This is a genomic window from Roseivirga sp. (genome assembly GCF_034669765.1).
In the GTDB taxonomy this organism is placed as follows: domain Bacteria; phylum Bacteroidota; class Bacteroidia; order Cytophagales; family Cyclobacteriaceae; genus Roseivirga.
Genome location: NZ_JAXMOQ010000006.1, coordinates 288,195 through 305,310, shown reverse-complemented (window position 1 = coordinate 305,310; position 17,116 = coordinate 288,195). Strand labels below are relative to the sequence as shown.

At 40.0% G+C, this 17,116-nt stretch carries 16 protein-coding genes; 12 read left to right on the top strand and 4 right to left on the bottom strand.

The genetic code is table 11. The annotated features are described in order from the left end of the window. Positions 1-115: 115 nt before the first annotated feature. Positions 116-535: an HYC_CC_PP family protein gene (locus tag VOI17_RS13990; protein ID WP_323757841.1), complete on the bottom strand. Its 420-nt coding sequence runs from the start codon at positions 533-535 to the stop codon at positions 116-118. A gap of 117 nt (positions 536-652) precedes the next feature. On the opposite strand from VOI17_RS13990, the gene VOI17_RS13985 reads away from it, so the two are divergent. Beyond that, positions 653-3,751 carry a VPS10 domain-containing protein gene (locus VOI17_RS13985; protein ID WP_323757840.1) on the top strand — a complete coding sequence of 1,033 codons (3,099 nt, stop codon included), beginning with the start codon at positions 653-655 and terminating at the stop codon, positions 3,749-3,751. Positions 3,752-3,829: 78 nt separating this feature from the next. Here VOI17_RS13985 and VOI17_RS13980 read toward each other — a convergent pair whose 3' ends face one another. From VOI17_RS13980 to VOI17_RS13970, 3 genes are all read right to left on the bottom strand, one after another. Continuing rightward, the gene (locus tag VOI17_RS13980) at positions 3,830-4,366 is read right to left on the bottom strand and encodes a hypothetical protein (RefSeq protein WP_323757839.1); all 537 of its coding nucleotides are present in this window, start codon (positions 4,364-4,366) and stop codon (positions 3,830-3,832) included. Positions 4,367-4,557: 191 nt separating this feature from the next. Continuing rightward, positions 4,558-5,052: a hypothetical protein gene (locus tag VOI17_RS13975; RefSeq protein WP_323757838.1), complete on the bottom strand. Its 495-nt coding sequence runs from the start codon at positions 5,050-5,052 to the stop codon at positions 4,558-4,560. Positions 5,053-5,180: 128 nt separating this feature from the next. Beyond that, a complete protein-coding gene (locus VOI17_RS13970) occupies positions 5,181-6,827 on the bottom strand; it encodes a S41 family peptidase (RefSeq protein ID WP_323757837.1) in 1,647 nt (548 codons plus the stop codon). 179 nt (positions 6,828-7,006) lie between these two features. Here VOI17_RS13970 and VOI17_RS13965 point away from each other — a divergent pair, with 179 nt between their 5' ends. The 11 genes from VOI17_RS13965 to VOI17_RS13915 all read left to right on the top strand — a co-directional run bounded on the left by VOI17_RS13965 (position 7,007) and on the right by VOI17_RS13915 (position 17,056). Then, positions 7,007-7,759: a hemerythrin domain-containing protein gene (locus tag VOI17_RS13965; RefSeq protein WP_068419025.1), complete on the top strand. Its 753-nt coding sequence runs from the start codon at positions 7,007-7,009 to the stop codon at positions 7,757-7,759. Further along, complete coding sequence (gene ruvX, locus VOI17_RS13960; RefSeq protein WP_323757836.1) at positions 7,759-8,169, top strand: Holliday junction resolvase RuvX; 411 nt, start codon at positions 7,759-7,761, stop codon at positions 8,167-8,169. Before VOI17_RS13965 ends, ruvX begins: the two co-directional genes overlap by 1 nt. 1 nt (position 8,170) lies before the next feature. Beyond that, entirely contained in the window at positions 8,171-8,725 is a 555-nt protein-coding gene (gene def / locus VOI17_RS13955; RefSeq protein ID WP_323757835.1) for a peptide deformylase, read from the top strand. A 268-nt stretch (positions 8,726-8,993) separates the two neighbouring features. Beyond that, a complete protein-coding gene (locus tag VOI17_RS13950) occupies positions 8,994-10,676 on the top strand; it encodes a sodium:alanine symporter family protein (protein WP_323757834.1) in 1,683 nt (560 codons plus the stop codon). Positions 10,677-10,755: 79 nt separating this feature from the next. Continuing rightward, positions 10,756-11,346 carry an RdgB/HAM1 family non-canonical purine NTP pyrophosphatase gene (gene rdgB, locus VOI17_RS13945; RefSeq protein WP_323757833.1) on the top strand — a complete coding sequence of 197 codons (591 nt, stop codon included), beginning with the start codon at positions 10,756-10,758 and terminating at the stop codon, positions 11,344-11,346. Positions 11,347-11,363: 17 nt separating this feature from the next. After that, positions 11,364-11,996, top strand: coding sequence for a uridine kinase (gene udk / locus VOI17_RS13940; protein WP_323757832.1), 633 nt, complete (start codon positions 11,364-11,366; stop codon positions 11,994-11,996). A gap of 34 nt (positions 11,997-12,030) precedes the next feature. Further along, the gene (locus VOI17_RS13935) at positions 12,031-12,402 is read left to right on the top strand and encodes a hypothetical protein (RefSeq protein WP_323757831.1); all 372 of its coding nucleotides are present in this window, start codon (positions 12,031-12,033) and stop codon (positions 12,400-12,402) included. Between the two features lie 149 nt (positions 12,403-12,551). Beyond that, the gene (gene secDF, locus VOI17_RS13930) at positions 12,552-15,587 is read left to right on the top strand and encodes a protein translocase subunit SecDF (protein WP_323757830.1); all 3,036 of its coding nucleotides are present in this window, start codon (positions 12,552-12,554) and stop codon (positions 15,585-15,587) included. Between the two features lie 105 nt (positions 15,588-15,692). Further along, a complete protein-coding gene (locus tag VOI17_RS13925) occupies positions 15,693-15,932 on the top strand; it encodes a hypothetical protein (RefSeq protein WP_323757829.1) in 240 nt (79 codons plus the stop codon). After that, complete coding sequence (locus VOI17_RS13920) at positions 15,929-16,342, top strand: DUF2721 domain-containing protein (RefSeq protein WP_323757828.1); 414 nt, start codon at positions 15,929-15,931, stop codon at positions 16,340-16,342. The genes VOI17_RS13925 and VOI17_RS13920 overlap by 4 nt, the downstream gene beginning before the upstream one ends. A 258-nt stretch (positions 16,343-16,600) precedes the next feature. Then, positions 16,601-17,056, top strand: coding sequence for a MarR family transcriptional regulator (locus VOI17_RS13915; RefSeq protein ID WP_323757827.1), 456 nt, complete (start codon positions 16,601-16,603; stop codon positions 17,054-17,056). Positions 17,057-17,116: the final 60 nt, after the last annotated feature.

Below are 17,116 nucleotides of genomic sequence, written 5' to 3'. Positions count from 1 at the left end.
ACGGTTTGGCTCAATGGATTGAGCGATTCAGCACAGATCTTAGGGTTAGATTTAAAAAAGGAATAGTCTGCCACTTTAAAAAAGCACAGCTAAATCTAACCTATGAAAAGGCCGATTAGGATTGTATTGCAGCAGGGATTTTTAGGGAATGGTAGGTGATATAGAGGTCGGGTTTGGGGATGTCGGGTGGCCCAGTGTTTTTGACTTCTAATATTTCTTCTTGTTCGGCCATAACCACAAGGAATGCACTGTAGGGAACTTCATAAAGAAGATAATAATTGGCATTCAAAATTTCGTTATGAACAGAGGCTTGCTGATTGTCTTCGATTTTGGTTAAAGACCATTCATCCTCACAACAGTCTTTCATGCTTTTATGCATTTCGGCAGACATGTTGCACTTTTTTTCCTGTTGTTTGAATAGCGCAGTTTCCTTTATCATGCCCATACAAACATGTTGTCCAACCAGTATTCCGGTGCTGGCAAGCAAGTAAAGGGTAGTGAATAATATGGTTACTGTTTTTTTCAATCTGGCCAAATATACGGAAGTTTTAGAATATGGTTTAACGAATGGCAAATCCCCTTCTATCCGATACTGTTTCCATTGTTTAAATGGGCTTACTACTTTTCCATTGATCAATCACTATAGTATATCATGAACAAGAAAATTTTATTAACACTAATTGTCTTTATAGGCCTTTTAGGCTCCGTTTCAGCCCAAAAAATCGACATGTCACTACTTGAGGACATGAAACCAAGAAGCATTGGCCCCGCAGGAGCAAGTGGTAGGATAACTGCCTTTGATGTAGAGCTTAATAACCCCAATATAATTTACGCTGGCACGGCCGCTGGCGGTTTATGGTTGTCTGAAAATGGAGGGTCCACTTGGGATGTTTTGTTTGATGATGGTAAGTCGGCCTCAATAGGTTCAATTGCCATTAATCAAAATAATCCGAATGAAATTTGGGTAGGAACTGGCGAAGGAAACCCAAGAAATAGCATGAACAATGGCGCTGGAATTTATAAAACCATTGACAAAGGAAGAACTTGGGAATTTTTAGGATTGGAAAAAACAAACGGTATTCACCGTATTATTCTCAACCCTAATGATCCAAAAATAGCAGTGGTTGCGGCCACAGGTACCCCCTGGGGAGAAAATCCAGAACGTGGTATTTATAAAACCACAGATGGCGGAAAAACCTGGACTAAGACTTTATACATAGATGTAAAAACGGGCGCTGCTGACTTAGTAGTTGATCCCTCTAACCCAAATAAGCTCATTGCAGCCATGTGGGAACACAGAAGATGGCCATGGTTTTTTAATTCAGGCGGAGCAGGCTCTGGTATATTTGTAAGTTTAGATGGAGGAGACACTTGGAATAGAAGAACGGCAGAAGATGGTTTGCCAAAAGGTGATTTAGGCCGTATAGGTTTGGCTTTTGCGCCTTCAGATCCCAACAGGGTTTATGCGTATGTAGAATCAAAATCTAACGCGATTTTCCGTTCAGATGATGGTGGCTTTAAATGGCAACAGGTTTCGAAAGATGGAGATAGAAATATAGGAGGAAGACCTTTTTACTATGCCGATATCTATGTTGATCCAATCAATGAAAATCGAATTTACAGTATCCATTCCACCGTTACCGTTTCTGAAGACGGAGGAAAAACTTGGGGCAGTTTTGTGTCCGGAGGAAAAGTACATACTGATCACCACGCATGGTGGATTCACCCAGAAGACCCTTCTTTCATTTTAGATGGCCATGATGGCGGACTAACTTATACTAGAGACCGTGGTAAGAACTGGCATTTTGTGACAAGCCTTCCTCTAACACAATTTTACCATGTAAGAGTAGACAATGATATTCCTTATAATATTTATGGGGGTGCGCAAGACAATGGTTCTTGGCGTGGCCCAAGTCAGTCATGGTTCAGAGGCGGAATACGCAATTTTTACTGGCAACGACTGAGTACCGGTGATGGCTTTGACATGGCACCCGACCCAAGAGATAATCGCTACGGCTGGTCTATGGGGCAGGGCGGAAACTTGAATTACTACGATCGAGTAACGGGCTTAATGAACAAAGTTCGTCCGGTTCACCCAGAAGGAATTGCTTTGCGCTTTAACTGGAATGCGGCTTTAGAAGTAGATGCGATTGACAAATCTGTGGCTTATTATGGCAGTCAGTTCTTACATAAAACCAACGATCGCGGAGCGTCATGGGAAATAATTTCTCCTGACTTGACTACCAATGATCCGGCTAAACAAGATTACAAATCTGGAGGACTTACTTACGATAATACTGATGCTGAAAATCACACTACCATTACTGCGATAGGCCCAAGCCCTAAGCAAGCAGGTGTAATTTGGGTAGGCACAGATGATGGTAATGTTCAAGTGACCCAAGATGGCGGTAAAAGCTGGAGCAATGTAGTGAGCAACATGAAAGGACTTCCTGCCAATGCATGGATTACGCAGGTTCAACCTTCTGAATATGATGCCGCAGAGGCTTTTGTAGTCATCGATAACCACAGAATGCATGATTGGACACCTTATGTGTATCACACCAAGAACTTTGGTCGTACCTGGACAAGATTAGTTGATGACACAGATATGAGAGGAGCAACCTTGAGTTTTGTGCAAGACCCAATTGAACCAAAGCTGATGTTTACAGGCACTGAGTTTGGCCTTTGGGTAAGTGTAGATGCGGGCACCACTTGGTCGCAATGGACCAACGGATATGGATCACTTCCGACTCAGGACATGGTGATTCACCCAAGAGAACATGATTTGGTGATTGCTACTTTTGGTAGGTCTTTCTGGGTACTGGACGATATTCGTCCGTTAAGAGCAATGGCTGCCATGGGAATGAAGAATTTGATGGATAAGCAGGTACAGGCTTTCGATGCGCCAGATGCTTACAAGGCGTTTATCGGTGAATCTTTTGGCTACCGTGCCAACTTGGTTGGGGATGCCATTTTCGAAGGTGACAATCGTTCACCTAATGCCATGATCTCTTTCTACTTTAAAGGGAAGGATGATAAAACGGAACGTGTTAAGGTTGAGATTCTTGATGACAAAGGAGTAGTTGTGAAAACGATAAATCAAAATGCAAAAAATGGTTTGAACCGTTTTGAGTGGAGGCTAGATTCTGATGGAGCGAATCCATCGGCAGGTCGTTTTTCACGTGGGCCAGATGTTTTCCCAGGTAAGTATACTATTCGTGTGAGCTATAAAAACGAAAAAAGCGAGGCCAAAGTGAATGTTTTTGCAGACCCACGAATAGAAGTGAATACGCAAGATATGATTGGCAAAAGGGCATTTATGGAGAAATATAATCAGTTGCAGAGTACGGTATCCTCCATGACCACCGGTTTGCGAAATGCAAAAGCTGCTGTGGAAAAAGTGAATGCCAGAGTGAGAGAGGAACAAAAATCCGTGGCAGATCCAGTTATAAAACGTGGGCAAGAAATGATTAAAGCCATTGATGAATTGTATTATCAGATTTCTAGCAAACCTGCGCCTCAAGGAAGTTATAGTGACGGAACAGTATTGTCCGCTAAATTAGGTTTAGTAAGAGGAGCAATGCAATCGGTACAATTGCCAATCACCAAAAACGATGAAACGGCAATGAAGCTTATCGAAGCTGCTGTTCCTCCAATGGAAGCCAAGGTAAAAGCGCTTTTAGCCAATGACTTTACGGCTTACAAAAACTATGTTAATGGTTTAGGCCTAAAGCTGATTTCGGACAAGTAGTTTTAAGGGTACAGAAAACACGAAAAAAGGCCAGACTTTCTTGAGAGTCTGGCCTTTTTATTTGAGATTTTTGAAGTACTACCTAATGTAGAAACTCGCCCCTAAAGTGATGTTTGCCAGATTTAAGTTAAAGCTGTAGTTTTCTACACCGTTAGTATTTTTAGCGTAGCCTATCATTCCGGAATTCATGTCAAGGGCAAATTTTGGTGACATAAAGTAGGTCATTCCTGGCGATAGCTTAGCATCTATTGTATCGTAAGTGCCATTTGAGTTTGAAAACCCATAGGAGAAAGAAGGTTCGAGATAGAGGTAGAAATTTTCGACTACGGGTTTATGAAACCTAGCATAGGCACCAACATTGAATATAGTTAAATCTTGAGGTTTAAGACTTGAGAAGCCTAAAATTCCTCCGAGGCTTGTTGTTTCTGAAAGGAACACTCCTGCTTTTGATGAAATCGTTATTCTTGAAGTTTCTCGTGTAACAACTTGTGTTATATATGGTCTTGTTTTATTGTATCCAACATTTCCAGTTATCTGTATATCCCCTTTTTGAATCTGGGCAAATCCAAGAGTACTGACCAGAAGAATCGCCATCGTAAAAATTAGTTTTTTCATGATAATGTCTTTGAGTTTTGGGAATGATTTAACCTTTAGACAGTCTTTTGACAGAAAAGGTCATCTATTTCGGACTACTGGAAAAATAATTATTTTAACGGAATTAATTGACTCTTAACAAGAACATAAAACAAAAGTAGATTAATTAGTGAATTGAGTTTGCTTAGTCGAAAAAAAAACTATGTTTTTAGTTATTGAAGTATTCTCGCCTTAAGAAAATCACTTTCATTCACTGTAGCGTCTTCGCTAGTGTCAGCATCCATATAGATTTTCCAGATGCCATTCATGCGTTTTAAGGTGACGTTGAACTTGCCGTAGAGGTGTTCAGGGTTGAAGCCACTGTAGCGCGTAAGTTTGTATATACCCGTTTCATAAGCCCAATCTCCTTTTTGTATTCGGCTGGTAAAACTGAACTGAATGCGCTGTTTGATTTTATGTTCATTCCAAAGATTGAACATATTGAGGTTAGAATCTTTGTATTCCCTGCCTACTAATATTTTATTTTGATCAATCGGTATTCGGAGTACATCATCTGTGTGGATGTGATTGAAAAGGCTGGCGTTCAAATCCTGATAAGCCTGCATGAAGTTGTACCAAACATCTTTGTTGATTTTGACCTGTTCCGACTGCGCAAATGTATTGGAGTTGCACATGATAAGCATGGCTCCGAGTAAAATCTTCTTCATAATTTAATGACCTTACAAATGCAACGGAGAGGAAGTAGGAATCGTGTTTGAAAGGAAGAAAATTTCGAAATTTAAAAGCCAGAATCATTGAAGTAACTCTGGCTTTTAAAGTATGTGTTGTTCGTTTTCTAGCGCTTTTGAAGCAACAAGCTATTCGATTTGTCTTTCAGTAAAGTTGGGTTTTGGAAAAGCAATAAGGCTTGAGTGTATACCTCGTTGGTCTGATTGTAGATTTTGTAAAAGGCGTTATCGTCATAAATGTCGCGGGCCAATTGTGCTTTGATCAAATAGACTAAAAACTCCTTCGATTTAAGGTATTCCTTTTCTCTGAACCTTACACCATTGGCTTTTCCAATTTCAATCACTTGGTTCAGCATGGCTTCGGTTACCTCAAATTCTTTATTGAATTGCTCAAAGTCCCAATCGTTCAGGTATTTGTTGTTATCCCTATAGTCCAGCGTAAATTCTTTTACAGCATTGCTTGAAAAAAGTCGGTTTACATAGGCTGTAGCGTAAGTTGTATCTAACGGCACAAAGTAGTCTGGCATAATTCCTCCGCCACCATAAACGGTTCTTCCAGAAGTAGTTTCGTACGCCAGGTCTTCATTGAAATGGACGCTGTCTTGACTGAACAACTCACCAGAAACGAAGCGTTGATAATAATCCGAAGCATAAGCCTCTTCTCCTTCACTATAAGGTTTTTGGATTGAGCGTCCGCTTGGCGTATAATATCGGGCAATGGTCATTCGTAATTCTGAGCCATCTTTTAGGTCGAAGGGCAATTGCACCAAACCCTTGCCGAATGATCTTCTGCCGATAATCAAAGCTCTGTCGTTGTCTTGCAAAGCGCCCGCCACAATTTCCGAGGCAGAGGCGCTTCCTTCGTTCATTAATACGGTAACTGGACCTTCTTCAAAAATACCACGTTTGGTAGCCCTTGCCTCAGAATCGTATTTGGACCCTTGGCCTTTCTGACTAACTATTAGCTGTCCGTCAGAAAGTAGTTCGTCAGAAATACCAATGGCTGCACTCATATAGCCACCACCGTTGTTTTGCAGGTCGAGGATCAGCTTTGTCATTCCCTGTTCCTTCAGCTTTTCCAAAGCAGATTTGAATTCAGCATAAGTATTTTCAGCAAACTTGTTTACTTTAATATAGCCCACTTCATCGTCTACCATATAACCTGCATCTACTGAATATTGTGGAATAGCATTACGGATCAGCTTAAAGTCAATTAAGTCATCATCTCCTTTTCTTACGACAGAAATTGCCACTTCAGTGCCTCTTGGCCCTCTGAGTAGGTTGAAAACTTGGTTGTTATCCATGCCGATACCTGCAATGTTTTCACCATCTACTTTCACAATTTTGTCTCCAGCAATAATTCCTGCTTTTTCTGAAGGGCCTCCCGCCAATGGAGTCACAACATATAAAGTATCTCTAAGCAGGTTGAATTCCACTCCGATACCATCAAAGCTCGCGCGTAATTGACTTTCGGCAAGTGCTCTGTCTTGTGGGGGAATATAAATGGTGTGCGGATCTAGTTTGTCCAACATTTGGCTAATGGACTCTTCTAGTAATTCTTCTGTGTCTACTGAATCTACATAGTCGTGCTCAATGTAGTCCATGAGCTGTGTGAATTTTTGGATTGAAGCATTGTACTTGCTATTTCCTCCAGGTGTCGAGAAGCTTGACCCTATCCAGATGCCGATAACCACAGCGGCAGCAAGTAAAAGGGGTAAACGGATTTGATTTTTAGAATTAGGGGTATCACTCACGATGTTGCAAAATTTTGAATTCGGTAAAATTAACTATTTCGTTCAAACAAAATATTCTGTTTGAGCATAGTATGATAGAAACGAAATGCGTTGGTTTGTGTTTAAATAAAAATTTAACTGTGTTCATCAAGGCATAGATCGCTCAAGATTTATTATTTTAGCTGAATAGTCAAATTCAAATGCAAGGTATACAAGAACGTACAATCAATGATTTAGTAGCTGAGAACCATGTTAGGGCTTCGGTACTTTATTATTTTGGGGTTAATTTTTACGACAATCAGGAAAGAACTTTGAAAGAGGTTTGCACCTCTTGCGGTTTGAATATCAAGACTGTCATAAAAAGTTTGGAGTCTGAGCCAAAGAAGTCAGAGGTAAGCGAGCTAAGGCTAATGGCCTACCCAATTGACCTTGTGGTTGAATATTTAAAGCACGCGCATTCAGTGTTCGTGAAAAAACGTTTGGCTTATATAGCGCAACTGATTGACAGTTTGGGCGTGGTGAACTATCGTTACCAAAGCTTGGCCCACGATTTAAAAACCGTATTTCCTTTGTTTGTAGAGGATTTCATCCATCATATTCACGAAGAAGAAGATTCTCTTTTCGTTTACATTCAGCAGCTGAGAGATTTCCTTTCGGGGGAAAATCATGGCACAAAACTTTTCTATACCATGGAAAAGATATCTATTCATGAATTTGCTGTAGATCACGAAGAGCATGAGCATGAAATGGATGGTCTTCGCAAAATCACCAATAACTATACTTATTGCGAAGAGGCTGATTTGCACATTAAAGTGCTTTATGAAGAACTGAAGGCCTTTGAAGAAGACTTACTCATCCACGCCAAAATTGAAGATGATATTTTATTACCGAAAGCGCTTCAATTAGAAAAACTGGTCAAACTTCGTTTTTACGACATTATCAAACAGAATTAATGGGCAGAATCCTCGCCATAGATTATGGCAGAAAGCGTGTTGGCTTGGCTGTTACCGATCCACTTCAAATTATAGCCTCCCCTTTAGATACCGTCCACAGCAAGGATGTAATCCAGTACTTGAAGGATTACGACAAGGCTGAAAACATCGAGTCGTTTGTATTGGGAATGCCCATGAACTTAAACAACCAACCTACGGACGCTACTTTGGGTGCTCAACAATTTGAGAACCTACTTAAAAAGCAATTTCCAGAAAAACCCGTTTATTTGCAGGACGAAAGATTTACCTCCAAAATGGCCATGGACGCGATGATAGCCGGAGGCATGAAAAAAAAGGATAGAAGAGAAAAAGGGAATATAGATAAAATAAGCGCAACCATTATTTTACAGTCCTTTTTGGAAAGCAGATAGCATGATTTACCCAATAGTAGCTTACGGAGATAATATTTTAAGAAAAGAAGCCCAGGAGTTCCATCGAGATTCTGAAGACCTTACGAAGCTGGTTGAAGCGATGTATGACACCATGAATAACGCCAATGGTGTTGGTTTAGCGGCTCCGCAAATAGGAATGTCCAAAAGGCTTTTTGTAATTGACTCTACCAAAATGGAAGAGGAAGAAGGAAAAGGCATTAAGCGCGTTTTTATCAATCCAGAAATTTTGGATGAATATGGAAATGAGTGGGATTTTGAAGAAGGCTGCTTAAGTATTCCTGATGTACATGGCGATATCCTTCGCCCCGAAAAGCTCACCATTCGTTATTTCGATGAACTTTGGAACGAACACGAAGAAGAGTTTGATTCCATGACTGCTCGAGTGATTCAACATGAGTACGACCACCTCAATGGCGTTCTTTTTACTGATTATATCAAAGGATTAAAAAAGCAGATGCTTCGTGCAAAGTTGCTGAATATTTCAAAAGGCACGGTAAAGACAGATTACAGAATGAAATTTCCGAGTAAGAAGTAGCCAAGAGTCCAAAGAGGAAGCTTTTCTGATTTTTGATGGCTTAAGCTAAAGTCGGACGGAACGTCAGACTTGGATATTATTTGAGACTTTAAGATCCATATCATCTGGCCTGACCTTCGGTGCCGACCTAGTAGCAGATGGCAATACGATTCCTAAGTAAAAGCCGACTCCGTTAAAACCATGGATTGTCACTAATATAATTACGGGCTTTGTTGGGAAGCATTAATCCCTATTTTTGTGACTTCCTTAAAAACCATAAAACCGAATTATGCAGCAACTCAACGATTTTCTCTCCACTATAGATAGCTATATCGGTAGTGCAGGATGGTTCCCTTTCGCTTTATTAGGCGTGGGTCTGTTTTTTACTATTTATCTAAAATTCCCTCAAATAAGATACTTCGGTTTTGCTTTTAAAATATTAAGAGGAAAGTTTGATAAGGCTGGAGATCAAGGAGATACTTCTCACTTCCAAGCTTTGACCACCGCGCTTTCTGGCACTGTGGGTACCGGAAATATTGCTGGTGTTGCACTCGCTGTACACTTAGGTGGTCCAGCTGCTTTGTTTTGGATGGTAGTTACTGCTGCTATTGGTATGTGTACCAAGTTTGTAGAAGTTACGCTTTCTCATAAATATCGTGAAGTAGCACAAGACGGCACAATGGCTGGAGGGCCAATGTACTACATGAAGAATAAGTTGAATATGAAGTGGTTAGCGGTAGTTTTTGCTGTAGCTACAGTGCTTTCTTCTTTCGGTACGGGTAACATGCCGCAGATCAACAGTATTTCTTCGGCATTGAAATCAACTTTCGCTATTGAGCCTTGGATGACAGGAGCGGTTTTATCTGTTATTTTAGCGTTTGTTATTATTGGCGGGATTAAAAGAATAGCTTCGGTTACAGAGAAGTTAGTGCCTGCCATGGCTATTGTTTATTTCATCGGCTGTTTCTCAGTGATTTTTGCCAACCTAGAAAACTTGATTCCATCAATCACTTCAATCTTTTCAAGCTTATTCACCACAACGGCAGCTACTGGTGGCTTTTTAGGAGCAACAATAATGTATGCCTTTAACGTTGGGGTAGGTAGAGGTCTTTTCTCTAACGAAGCAGGTCAAGGTTCTGCTCCAATTGCTCACGCATCAGCTAAGGGACATGAGCCAGTATCTGAAGGAATGGTTGCGATTTTAGAGCCATTCATTGATACTATTATCATTTGTTCGATCACAGGTCTTACACTTCTTTCTTCCGGTGTATGGCAAGAAAAACATTTGAATGATTTTGCAGTAACCGATATGTCGATTCTTGCCGGTCATGATTATACTGATGATAATAAGCCAGGTAGGGTAGCCTTAAAAGAGCACTTGTCAGGAGAAAATCCATTACCAGTATTTGATGGAATGCTTCAAGTAGAGAACGGTAAAATTACGAGTGTTGTAACCGTAATTCATGCCCGCTCTTTGGCAGAAGATATTACCGTAAACGAATCTTTTGGAGGCTCACCGCTCACAGGTGAAGTTGAAATCTCTAATGGTAAACCAGTGGATGGAAGTATTTCATTCTATGGTAAATCATTAATCCATAGTGTTCCACTTACTGCTATTGCCTTTACCAAAGGTTGGTTTGGTGAATACGGACAGTATATTGTATCTATTGGTATTTTATTGTTTGCCTTCAGTACTGCCATTTCATGGTCTTACTATGGAGATAGAGCCATGACATTCTTATGGGGCTCAGGTTCCGTGAAATATTATAGAATTGTATATGTGGCTGGTTTCTTTATTGCCGCTATTGCTGACACTACCATCATTTGGACTGTGGCAGCTATTGCCATTGCGGTAATGACCTTGCCTAACTTGTTGGGAATTTTCTTACTGAGAAAGGATATGAAGAGCACCATTGCTGATTACTGGAAAGGGATGAAAGAAGATTACCCTGATGAGAAAACGCCTGAATAATAATTCAGTTTAAAGAGTTTAGGAGCCGTCTTAATTAAGTTTGAGACGGCTCTTTTGTTTTCATTCCATAAATTGCGATATGAAAATTTGCTTTGCTACTAACAATAAGAATAAGCTTGAGGAAATATCTCAGATTTTAGGGGATCAGTTTGAACTTGTGTCCCTAGAACAAATCGGTTGCTTGGAAGAACTGGAAGAAACGCATGATACGCTTGAGGGAAACTCCTTACAGAAAGCGTCTTATGTTTTTGAGCATTATGGCATTCCTGTTTTTGCTGATGACACAGGGTTAGAGGTGAATGGTTTGAATGGAGAACCAGGTGTTTACTCCGCTATGTATGCTGGGCCTGTGAGAGATTCCATCATGAACATGAATAAGGTACTGGAAGGACTTGGAACTGTGGCAGACCGTTCGGCAAAATTCAGAACGGTAATCACTTATATCGAAAACAGTGAGCCAATCCAGTTTGAAGGAATAGTGGAGGGAGAAATTACTAAGGAAGTTAGCGGTCAAGGAGGTTTTGGCTATGACCCTATTTTTCAACCCACTGGCTATGATAAAACCTTTGGGGAATTATCGTCAGAAATAAAGAATTCAATCAGCCATAGAAAAAGAGCCTTCGATAAACTTATCATTTTTTTGAAAGGCAAAGAAGGTAAATCAGTTTAGGTTACTACTTTTGCAAAATGTCTGAGCATAAGCCGTATATCATTGGGATCACAGGAGGGAGTGGGTCGGGGAAAACACGTTTTCTTCGTTCACTAATCGAAAGTTTTGATTCGGGAGTAGCCAGTATTTCCCAAGATGACTATTATAGGCCTCGAGAACATCAATTGGTGGACAAAAATGGGGAGTTTAATTTTGACCGACCAGAGTCAATTGATTACGAGCATTTCGCCAGCGATCTTTTGGCCTTGAGCAAAGGGAATGATGTTGAAAAACAGGAATACACCTTTAATAACCCTAATGTTCAACCCAAAAATATAGTAGTCAAGGCCGCACCAGTCATTTTGGTTGAGGGGATTTTTATCTTTCATTATCAAAAAATTTCTGAATTGATTGACTTAAAAATCTTTGTAGACGCAAAGGATTACATTAAGCTTCAGAGAAGATTAACCCGCGACAGAGTAGAAAGAGGTTATGACGCGGATGATGTGCTTTATAAGTATGAGAACCATATTATGCCATCGTATCAGAAATATATTGAGCCACATAAAGAACACGCAGACATTGTGGTGCCCAATAATACTGACTTTGGAGTAGCCTTAGATGTGGTGAAGGCATTTATTCAGTCGAAAATAAATGAGCATACCGTATGATTGTAAAGTCTATTCTATAAATTTGACACGCTAAATGAAAATATCACCAAAAATATTAGGCATCAAAAGAACCCTCTTCTATGTATTGGGGGTGTTGGTGGCTGTATTTGTAGTGGCCCAAGAGCTCATAGACTACCAGAGTTTAAGGATTGATTTAGCCTCAGAATCAATTGATCAGCAACAAGCCGATGATCAAGGAGATGAAAAGGAGCTTATATATGACTACACTTGTGAATTGGCTTTGCCATCTACAGTGGTTCAGTTGCAAGCCTTTATTCCTGTTTTTATAGGAACAGTAATCAGAGAGTCTGAAGAAAAACAGATTCAATACCCTAGCGTTTCGCTATCCGATTCACCTCATTACAAGAATCTTTTTCGAAAGAAAATATCCCCGAACGCCCCATAGGCATTCTTTCTTATAGCATGAATCTTCTGCTATAACCACACACGCACAAAACAAACTTTATTATATCAGGAGTATCGGAAGCTAGTTGTCATTCATTTAGATAACGAATCTCAGAAAACCTCCAAATGATTAACTAACCATAAACCAAAATGAAAAATAAGAATACCATAGTCCTTTTGACAGTGATCATTACGGCTCTGTGTCTTTATTACCTTGGAATCACCTTTTTCTCAAGAGGAATTCAACAAGACGCAGTTGATTATGCTAAAAATGAAGCTGGTGTAATAGACCAGCAGAAGAAGCAATCATACCTAGACTCTATTTGGAGAGAGCCTGTGCTCAATATTTTAGGTGCAGAGTTCACTTACCAGGAAATCAAAGAATATGAATTGAACCTTGGTCTCGATTTACAAGGTGGAATGCATGTTACCTTGGAAGTTTCTCCTATAGCTATTATAGAGGGGCTTGCTGGAAATAGCAAAGATCCACAGTTTAGAGCAGCATTAGCACAGGCAGATGAAGCGCACAAAACGAACACTCAAGCGCCATACTCAAGCTTATTTGAGACAGCATATGCTGACGTTACCTCTGGTGGGCAGTTAAGCAAAGTATTTGCAAATGCAGCTAACAAGGGCAGAATTGAGTTTGGCTCAACCAATGCTGATGTTATGAAGGTGGTTAACGAGGAGATCGATAACGCTATCGATCGTGCCTTCCAAATTCTTAGAACTAGGATTGATCGATTTGGTACATCACAACCAAACATTCAAAGACTTCAGGGAACGGGTAGAATTCAAATTGAATTGCCAGGTGTAGATAACCCACAGAGGGTAAGAAAACTATTACAAGGTGTAGCCAAGTTAGAGTTTTGGGAAGTTTACGGAACAAGTGAAGTTTCTCCAACGCTTTCTGCTATTAACGATGCGCTGCTGAAAATTGAAGCGTCAGAGAAAACAACGGCACCTACAACTGATTTAGCTTCTGAATTGAAAGCTGAAAGTGCTGATGGACAAGAAAATTCTCTTGAAGATCAATTATCTGGCGACACGACCAACACTGCTGAGGAAGAATTGGCTACTCCAGGTCAATCAAAGTTTTTCTCTTTAATGAGACAAGGTCCCTTTGAAGGTTTATACTACGCTCTAGAAGATACTTCGCAGATCAATAGAGTGCTTAATAACCCAAGCATTACCAGATTATTTCCGAGTACCTTAAAGTTCTTATGGGGAGTAAAACCTGCTGAGGGAACTGAATTACTAGAGCTTTACGCCATTAAAATGGGTAGAGGTGGAGAATCTCCTTTAACTGGTGAGGTAATCACTGATGCTCGTCAATCTTTGGATGCAATGATGAGTCCTGCTGTAAGCATGCAAATGAATGCATTGGGAGCAAAAAAATGGAGAAACCTTACTGGGGCTAACATTCAAAGAAGAGTAGCTATTTCACTAGATAACTATGTTTATACAGCACCTAATGTTAATGAAGAAATTCCAACAGGTAGCTCACAGATTAGTGGGAACTTCACCATTGAGGAAGCAGAGGATCTTGCAAACATTCTTAAAGCAGGTTCACTTCCAGCACCAACTAAAATTGTAGAAGAAGCTGTGATTGGCCCAACTTTGGGTAAAGAAGCACAAAGACAAGGGGTAACTTCAATTTTAGCCGGTTTGGCCATTGTGGTTATTTTCATGATTTTCTATTATGCTAAAGGAGGAATTGTGGCGAACGTAGCTTTGCTTTTCAACATCTTCTTTATTCTTGGAATCTTGGCCAATTTAGGTGCCGCGCTGACCTTGCCTGGTATTGCAGGTATTGTGTTGACGATTGGTATGTCCATTGATGCCAACGTACTTATTTTCGAAAGAATCAGGGAAGAGATGCGAAACGGTATTCCGCTTTTGCAATCGATAGCCTCGGGTTATCAAAAGGCTTACAGTTCTATTATTGATGCGAACGTAACAACTTTCCTTACAGGTGTTATTCTTTACGTTTTGGGTCAAGGTCCATTAAAAGGGTTTGCAGTAACCTTGATGATCGGTATTATCTGTTCATTCTTCTCAGCGGTATTCATTACAAGGGTAATCATTACCTACATGACTAAGAAAGGAAATGACAGTAAACTTACTTTCGATACTCCTTTGTCAAAAGGTTGGTTGAACAATGTTCATTTTGACTTCTTAGGTAAAAGGAGATTGGCTTATCTAATGTCAAGTATTGTGATTGCAGTTGGTATAATTTTAATGGCAACCAATGGCTTGAGATTAGGTGTAGACTTTAAAGGCGGTCGTTCTTATGTAGTGAATTTTGATGAGGCTATGACAGCTTCTGATATCAAAACGTCACTTTCTGGAATGGAGACCTTTGCTAATTCAGGTATCGAAGTGAAAACTTACAATACTGCGAATATGCTTAAGATCACCACGTCTTATTTGATTGAGGATGAATCGGCAGAAGCTGATGCAGCTGTAAAAAGCGCATTGACTGGAGCCTTGAGTCAGATCACCAATAAGACCTTTGTGGATGGAACAGTTGATAATGTAGGGGCTGGCCAGTTTATAATTGGAGGTTCTTCTAAAGTGTCGCCTACCATTGCAGATGATATTAAAAATTCATCACTTGAATCATTTGGTTTGGCCATTGTCGCCATATTCTTCTATATCCTTATTAGGTTCCGAAGATGGCAATTCTCACTGGGTGCAATTATCGCCTTGGTGCATGATTCATTAATTGTATTGTCTGCATTTGCAATTGCGGGCCTATTTGGAGTTAATTTTGAAGTGGATCAGGTGTTTATTGGAGCCTTGCTTACAATCATGGGTTATTCTATAAACGATACCGTGGTAGTGTTTGATAGGATTCGTGAGAACCTGCAGCTTAAAGGCTCAAAAGACTTAGTTGGTACTTTCAACGAGTCAATTAATAGCACCATTAGCCGTACGTTGGTTACTTCAATGACCACTTTGATTGTGGTGGTGGTTCTATTCATCTTTGGTGGAGAGGTGCTAAGAGGCTTCTCTTTTGCTTTCATGGTAGGTATTATTGTAGGTACTTATTCTTCAATATTCATTGCTTCACCAATTGTGGTTGATTTGTCTAAAAAGACTTTAGGTAAAGCAGCTGACAAAGAACAAGAATATGCAAGAGCTAAGGCAAGTGCTAAAGCAGCGGCTTCTGCCAATCAATAGAAATCATTAGATTGAATATATAAAACTTAAAGGTGTCTCATTGAGACACCTTTTTTTGTGCTTACAGTAATAATACTTCATTAGCTTTGTAACATGAAGGCTAAGATGGAAAAGCGAATAGTAGCGGTTCTAGTGATCATCATTAGTGTTTGCTTGGTGTTACAATATGTGGTTGGGGTCCATAACTTCTCTGACCCCGTAATGGCTAAATATTGGATAGAAATTATACTATATCCTACTGGACTAGCGATATTGATTCTTGTTTGGCGACTTACCTTAGATAAGAAGATAGAAGGCAAAGACCAGCGGGAGAAAAAAAATGAAGACTTAAAGCGTGACAATTGAATATAGACATCTCAACTCCTGCATTGCTTTTTCCAGCCATAACGCTCTTGCTATTGGCATTTACCAATCGCTTTGTGGCTTTGGCTACCCTAGCGCGTGGTTTAAGGCAACGGTACTTGGATCATAATGACCCGCCTGCCACGATACTTGGGCAAATTAAGAATTTAAAAGTGCGCTTATTACTCATTCGTAACATGCAGGCACTAGGGATTGCTAGTTTTTTCTGCTGTGTTTTGTGTATGGTACTTATGTACTTGCGCGAGCAACAAACTGCCGACTTTGTTTTTGGAGTAAGTCTTTTTCTCCTACTTGCTTCGCTTACGCTTTCCTTTATTGAAACCCAGATCTCCACCAAGGCACTCAATCTTGAGTTGAGTGATTTAGAGGAGAAGTCAATCAAAAAGATCTGAGAGTATCATTTTTAGTATCTAGTGGGTTAATTTACCTTATCTCAAAATAGGTTAGAATTCCTTTAATTCCTCAATCTAAATCTGATGGATAGGGAATATCATTGCCCTCATATTTATATTATGAGGGATTACATCAAGATATTTATAGAGTGACCCCGAATAATAGGTTAATGTATTTCGGCTTTTCTCGAATGGCCTGATTTTTTTAACTAAAGTACTTGTTTAAACAAGTACTTTAGTTAAATTTACTGACTGCTTATGGATTTCGATAAGACTCTCTTTCATCTGAATAGCAACCTTGGCTATAACCTTTACCGTACCTATTTACTTTTTCATAGAGAGTTGATTAGGGCGCTAAAGAGGTATTCGGTTACTCCAGAGCAATGGCAAGTGTTGATTATGCTGTGGAATCACGGAAGCGTAACGCCTACTGAAATCAGTAGGGTGACGCTTCAGGATTTACCTTCAATTTCTCGCATGATCGTGCGTATGCAGCGTAATGGGTGGGTTGAAAAAGAGAGTAATGAAGCAGACGGAAGGTCTTTTCGGGTAAAACTTACTCAGCGTGGTGTGGAGAGTAAGTCTGAGATGATGATGTCAATGGAGGTACACTTTGCTAAATTTTTAAAAAGTGTCCCTGCGCAAACGAATTACAGCATAAAACAGGAGCTGGTAAAGCTTCGGACAATGCTAGGAGATTACACACCCAAATAATGACAGACGGTCAGGTCATTTTGAAGCTAGTTGAGTTTCAAATCTCTAATGTTTAAGTTA